Genomic DNA, 5,381 nt, shown 5'->3' on the forward strand with positions numbered 1-5,381 from the left:
CTACCCACCAAGGGCAACGCTCAACCTTAAAACGAAAGGTATTCCTGAAATCAACAATCTTTATATATCAATAATCATAACAACCTATATGTCTTGAGGTTTTTTATTTATAGAGTTTCAACTCGCTAAGATAAGCACTATTAGATGAGAAACCTGAAACTATTCTAACCCAAATATGGCGTACCTTCTGTGAGCTATAGAACACAACATCCCACTTGTCATTAGGACTTTCAGGCATCTTCGGACATGTTGCTACACCCAAACGCACTACGTCGTCGGCTGTAACACGGTATATATCCTTATCAACTGTAGAACCGTAAATAATGATTTCTTTCATAAAGAACTTACTTAAAACATCTCTCCCAGAAATAAGAGAAGTTGGCGTGAATTGAATAGCTCTAACATCGGTCGGTTGTCTTAAGTCTATCTTCATGAAGCCTGCCGGATGTTCACTCACATAATATTCAAAGTGATCATCTTCTTTTCCATTACTTAAAACAGTACCAATGTTACCATAACCACCACAGTTTACATCGTAAGTATTCACATCTATCTGCTGTAATCCCTCGCTTGTTCCCTTTGGATTTATCCAGAAAATCTCTTTGTTGACTTCCCAACAATAAGTGTTATACTTATCGCTCAGTTTTACATCGGTAGGCGATTCGAGAGTAAAAGCAGCCATAAGTTTCTTGTCTTCTGCCAAATCTTGCAAGGTCTTTGAAGCCTCATCTAATACTATATCAAATGCTTCTTCAGACTCCATCTTACCTGCTTTTACCGTAACCGTGCCGTTTTCTATCTTGAAAGCGTCAGCATTGGCAACCTCATGGCTTTCAGCATAAGTGGCGGGAATCTTAGAATTGTCGAGTTTAACGTTAAAAGTAAGGTCCTTATCGCTTACGGCGGTCAGGTGAACTTTGAACTTCAGCTCACATCCTTCGGTATCGAGCTCGGGTGAGTTACCCTTCTGTATAAACATGTTTGACTGCATATTCTTAGGCAGGTAAGCATGATTGTCGATATAAGCTACCGGCTCATAGCTATCAGCATTTGTAGGATAGAGCGTAGTTCCCACCTCGGGTTCGCTCTGGCAAGCGGCCAACAACAAGAGTGTTGGCGCTGCCATAAATACAGATTTTAATATATTCTTTTTCATTTTAGATTGTCATTAATGGTTGAGTACTTAGCTTTTTATTTGCCATCAATACGCACATCTTGCTCCCACTGTACAGGGTTCTCGCCAAAGGAAGCCTTAGCGCCTACATTGCCGCTGTTCTCACGAGCGTCCTTAAAGTCGTTACCACTGCCTTCATTCAACTTGAAATAAGCGTAAAGACCGTCGGCTGACTTATCGGCACCATACATATTGTTAGCTATCTGTGGCTGTGAAAGCGCCTTGGTCCATATACGGAGCTCGCTCACTTTCACGTTGGCCTTCAAGTACTGATAGCGTTCGCCATCGTGATTACCAAACCACCAGTTGTCAGCCTTGATATTAACGGGCTTACCGGAAACGGCCTCTGTCTTATCCAATACACCGTTTACGTAAAGGCTCAGTGAAGTTCCGTTGCTGACGATGGCCACGTGATACCACTTATTAGGCGCAAACTGAGTGGAGCTATTGAGCTGACCACCTTGGGCCTTGATGTTCATTCGGTTACCCTCGATAGGCGCATCACCGAAGCGAGAGAATATTTCGCCATCATTATCGCCCCAGCCACACAACAGTTGTTGGTTGTTTTTCTCACCTACTTTCTCACCCAAGTTGTCGATATTCACGCAGAATTCTACAGTCCACTGGGTAGCATTGAAGTCCTCTTTCATCTTGAATTGGAAAGGACAACGTGCGCTATAAGTAGGCACGGCCTGACGAACCACTTTATCAAAAAGCAACATCATGGCGCCACCGGAGTTAAGAATAGCCTTCTTACCATCCTTGCTCACAAGTTTCAAGGGCAGGGCGAATTTATCGGCATTGTCCTTTTGCTCTTGTGTAAAGGGCTTAACATTGACTACAATATCGCCCGAAAGGGTTTCACCATCTTGGAAAGTAACCTCCTTAGTAGGCATTTCGTAGTTAGTGGTAGGCAACAATTTATAGTTGGTAAAATTGTCCTCATTGTATTTTTTCAGCGCTGCCTCATCAAACTCAATGGCGAATTTGGTCTCGCCCTCTGCCGGAGAAGACAACTGCACATGGAAAGTGGCAGGTGTAAAGTCCTTATCCTCAACGGTAATTTTTTGAGCAATATTGGCATTGGTCTTCGTTTCCGCAAAGAAAGCCTGATTTTCCAACGGAGAATACTCGGCGTCGTTACATGCGCTGAAGCTCATCATGGCCAAGCCGGCCAGAGCCATTGCGAAAGTGTTTTTATGTAATTGCATTGTTTATTACGATTTTAAAGTTACATTTATTTGTTTCTTGGATTCTGCAATTGGATAGCTGTACGCAAGTTAGGATAAGTGTTGATGGTTCCATCCTTGTCGTATTCATATTCCATGTGGAATGTTCCAAGGCCACCCTTTTGGCAAACTTTGCCATCAAAAGTTGGATTCCAAATAGCATAGGTGAGGAGACTACGAGCCATCCAGCGCTTTTGCTTGTCATTCAAATTCAAGATCTGACCTTGAGGATTAACAGAGGTTGTTACCCAGCTCAACATGGATGATGGAGCGATACCATCGTAGTCGTGGCGGTGCTCGATACCTTCGGCAAGGATAAAGCGGAAGTTGGTAATGTTAGGACCGTCCTCAAAGTTCTCTGTAATGATAATTTTCTTGCAAAGATCTTCAGGAGAAAGAACGTCCTTAAAATGCTTATACTGATTGTCGAAGCGACGTTGCAAGTCGTCAACATACTTATATCCGGAATCCTTGTTGTAATAAACCTGAAGGATAAAGTAGTCAAAATATTTCTCCATTTCAGGTTTCTTTAGTTCCTCTGGCGCACCGTCGATGACCAACATCTTACCGGTTCCTGATTGTGGACCTAACTCTGTAGCCAAAACTTCTACAAACTTGTGGATATATTCTCTATTATCCCACAACTCTTCCTTGGGTTGGAAACCAATCTGAGGTATGTAAGGCTCGGCGTCAAGGTCGAAACCATCATAGTTATAAGTACGGATGGTATCAAGAATAGCCTTGGCATACTTCTCTACAGCGGCCAAACGCATTTCTTTCTGCTTATCTCTATCCAACTCACCGTCGGCCCATCCCCAATACTCATGGCGGAAGTCCTTGCCCGGATTCTTCTCATCCCAATCTTTAGGCTTGTCCGGTGTAAGCTGATCACCAATGTCATGAACCTGCCAACAGATAAGGACTTTGGTTCCCTTTTTCTCTTGTACGAACTTCAAGTCGTCCTTCTGCTCTTGTGTAAGGTTCTTCCAGTTACCCCAAAGCGACACGAAGTCAAGGCTATCGGGCAAACCACTCAAAGATGTTTTCAGCGTTGCGTTGCGACCGGCCCAGCCACCAAACCAGCCCATAGATACCGGATGATCGCTCTTCTTAAAGTTACGCAGCTGTGTGTAATATGCTTCCGTCCTGATATTTTTGGTCAGATCGGCAGGATTCTGTATTTCAGTCTCAGTCCAGTCACTGCATGCAGACATGGTCATGCCAACTGTTATAGAGAATAGAATCGTTTTGAATATATTTTTCATTGTCGTGTTTATTGTTCGTTAGAAAATCATTCTACAATACTTCTATGCAGTGATTACCACCATTTTTTCTGCCACCACATCTTAGTAGCGTAATCATCCGCACCGTTCAACATTTCTTTTGCCTTGGCCAAATTCTCAGGGTTTTCGGTCAACTCGGTATCAGCGAAAGGAATACGGTTAGGAACTTTGATGGTGTAAGAACCGGTAGATTGGGCTACGGGGAGCACTTTGGGATAACCGGTGCGGCGGAGTTCGTTCCAACCTTCTTGACCATAAGGGAATAAGGCAATCCACTTCTGTGTGATAAGACGTTCCATCTTGGTTTCCATATCATCCCTATCATTCCACTGAACAGTGATATAACTTGCGCTGGGAGCGTTCTGACCAAAGCCATCGGGGGCATCTTGATAAGCCGCGGGCTGACTCCAACTATTATATATATAGTTAGTCGCGTCGCCGGCTTCCCACTGTTGGAAAGAAGTTTTGATAGCTGTATTATACAAGTCCTGCGGAGTACCACCCATATTTGACCATCCTATCAACGCACCTTCTGCACGGCAGAAATACATTTCAGCGGCGGTCATCCATATACCCTTTGTATTAACCATTACATTAGCGGCAGAATACATGGGGTCAGCTACCGACTTGTTACCAATCTTAGCACCTGCACGGCAGCCGATGATGGCACGTGTTCCGGGCTTATGGTCAACTACATCCTTGAAATACTTGGAAAGACGAGGATCTTGATAACCGGTCATAAAGCTTTCGATGTCGGCACAAGCACGGCTATCGCCCCATTCAACAGATGTTTTGTAAAGTCCATGGGGAGTGTACTCAATAGCCAAGTTCTCATCGTTGCTCTCTATGACACCGGCTTTCACCGCTGCCTCGCCCAATTCCTTAGCTTTCTCAGGAGCGACGCCGCTGATACGGATGGCAATACGCAACTTCAAAGAGTTGGCAAACTTCATCCAATTAATGAACTTACCACCATATACCTTGTCGAACTCGGCATTAGCTCTATAAGAACCGTTGCTTACGAGGGGCTTCAGAATCTCTGTGGCTTCATTCAAATCGTCGATGATACGATTGTAAATACCCTCTTGTGAGGTGTAGGCCTTACCATCTTCGCCCTCACCAATGGTGAACGGACCATATTTATCGGTCATGCCAAGGAATCCTTGTGCACGAAGAATAAGAGCCCAAGCGTAGTTCACGTCCTTCTTTCCATTGCCAAGACGCTTTATATCATTGAAAGCAGAAAGGAATTTAGGAGCAAGAGACTTCTGCGGATAGCGCACCCAACCGGTTGGAGCGTTCATTGTCGCGAAGTTGGCACTGTTCCATCCGTTATTGGCATAAGTCATATAACGGGCCAAATAGTTACCAATAAGGTCTTCATTCATCTGAAAATCGTTCTCTTGTTCAGGGAATACGGCATTCTGCATCTGAACGAGGAAAGATCCGATGGTATAGTTGTCACGTCCCAATTCTTCAGCCGAAGCCTTGCTACCGGGGCGGTTAGCGTCTTCAAAACCTGCCGTGCAAGAGGTGAGACCGCCCATACCTAAGACAGCGGTCAGACCGATTACGGCTACTCTTGAAATATATTTATTTTTCATTGTTATATCTTTATTTGGTTAAGATGGGTTAGAATTTCAGATTCACGTTGAAGCCCAATGAGCGTAAACTTGGCTGCATGAAATAGTCGAA

4 protein-coding genes are annotated in these 5,381 nt (G+C 44.1%); all 4 read right to left on the minus strand.

The annotated features are described in order from the left end of the window. Positions 1 to 103 precede the first annotated feature (103 nt). Positions 104 to 1,126 carry a DUF1735 domain-containing protein gene (locus VIR50_RS07740; protein WP_331934571.1) on the minus strand — a complete coding sequence of 341 codons (1,023 nt, stop codon included), beginning with the start codon at positions 1,124 to 1,126 and terminating at the stop codon, positions 104 to 106. A gap of 65 nt (positions 1,127 to 1,191) precedes the next feature. After that, complete coding sequence (locus VIR50_RS07745; protein WP_331934572.1) at positions 1,192 to 2,385, minus strand: DUF1735 and LamG domain-containing protein; 1,194 nt, start codon at positions 2,383 to 2,385, stop codon at positions 1,192 to 1,194. A 26-nt stretch (positions 2,386 to 2,411) separates the two neighbouring features. Further along, on the minus strand, positions 2,412 to 3,668 hold the full coding sequence (locus tag VIR50_RS07750; RefSeq protein ID WP_331934573.1) for a glycoside hydrolase family 18: 1,257 nt from the start codon (positions 3,666 to 3,668) through the stop codon (positions 2,412 to 2,414). A gap of 53 nt (positions 3,669 to 3,721) precedes the next feature. Further along, positions 3,722 to 5,290, minus strand: a complete 1,569-nt coding sequence (locus tag VIR50_RS07755) for a SusD/RagB family nutrient-binding outer membrane lipoprotein (RefSeq protein WP_414703539.1) — start codon at positions 5,288 to 5,290, stop codon at positions 3,722 to 3,724. Positions 5,291 to 5,381 lie beyond the last annotated feature (91 nt).

The sequence above is a fragment of the Prevotella sp. genome, from assembly GCF_036570325.1.
Lineage (GTDB): Bacteria > Bacteroidota > Bacteroidia > Bacteroidales > Bacteroidaceae > Prevotella.

What these genes read in the sequence shown, in the direction of transcription:
- VIR50_RS07740 (WP_331934571.1), bottom strand. Translation starts at nt 1,126, where the DNA reads ATGGCAGCGCCAACACTCTTGTTGTTGGCCGCTTGCCAGAGCGAACCC.
- VIR50_RS07745 (WP_331934572.1), bottom strand. Translation starts at nt 2,385, where the DNA reads ATGCAATTACATAAAAACACTTTCGCAATGGCTCTGGCCGGCTTGGCC.
- VIR50_RS07750 (WP_331934573.1), bottom strand. Translation starts at nt 3,668, where the DNA reads ATGAAAAATATATTCAAAACGATTCTATTCTCTATAACAGTTGGCATG.
- VIR50_RS07755 (WP_414703539.1), bottom strand. Translation starts at nt 5,290, where the DNA reads ATGAAAAATAAATATATTTCAAGAGTAGCCGTAATCGGTCTGACCGCT.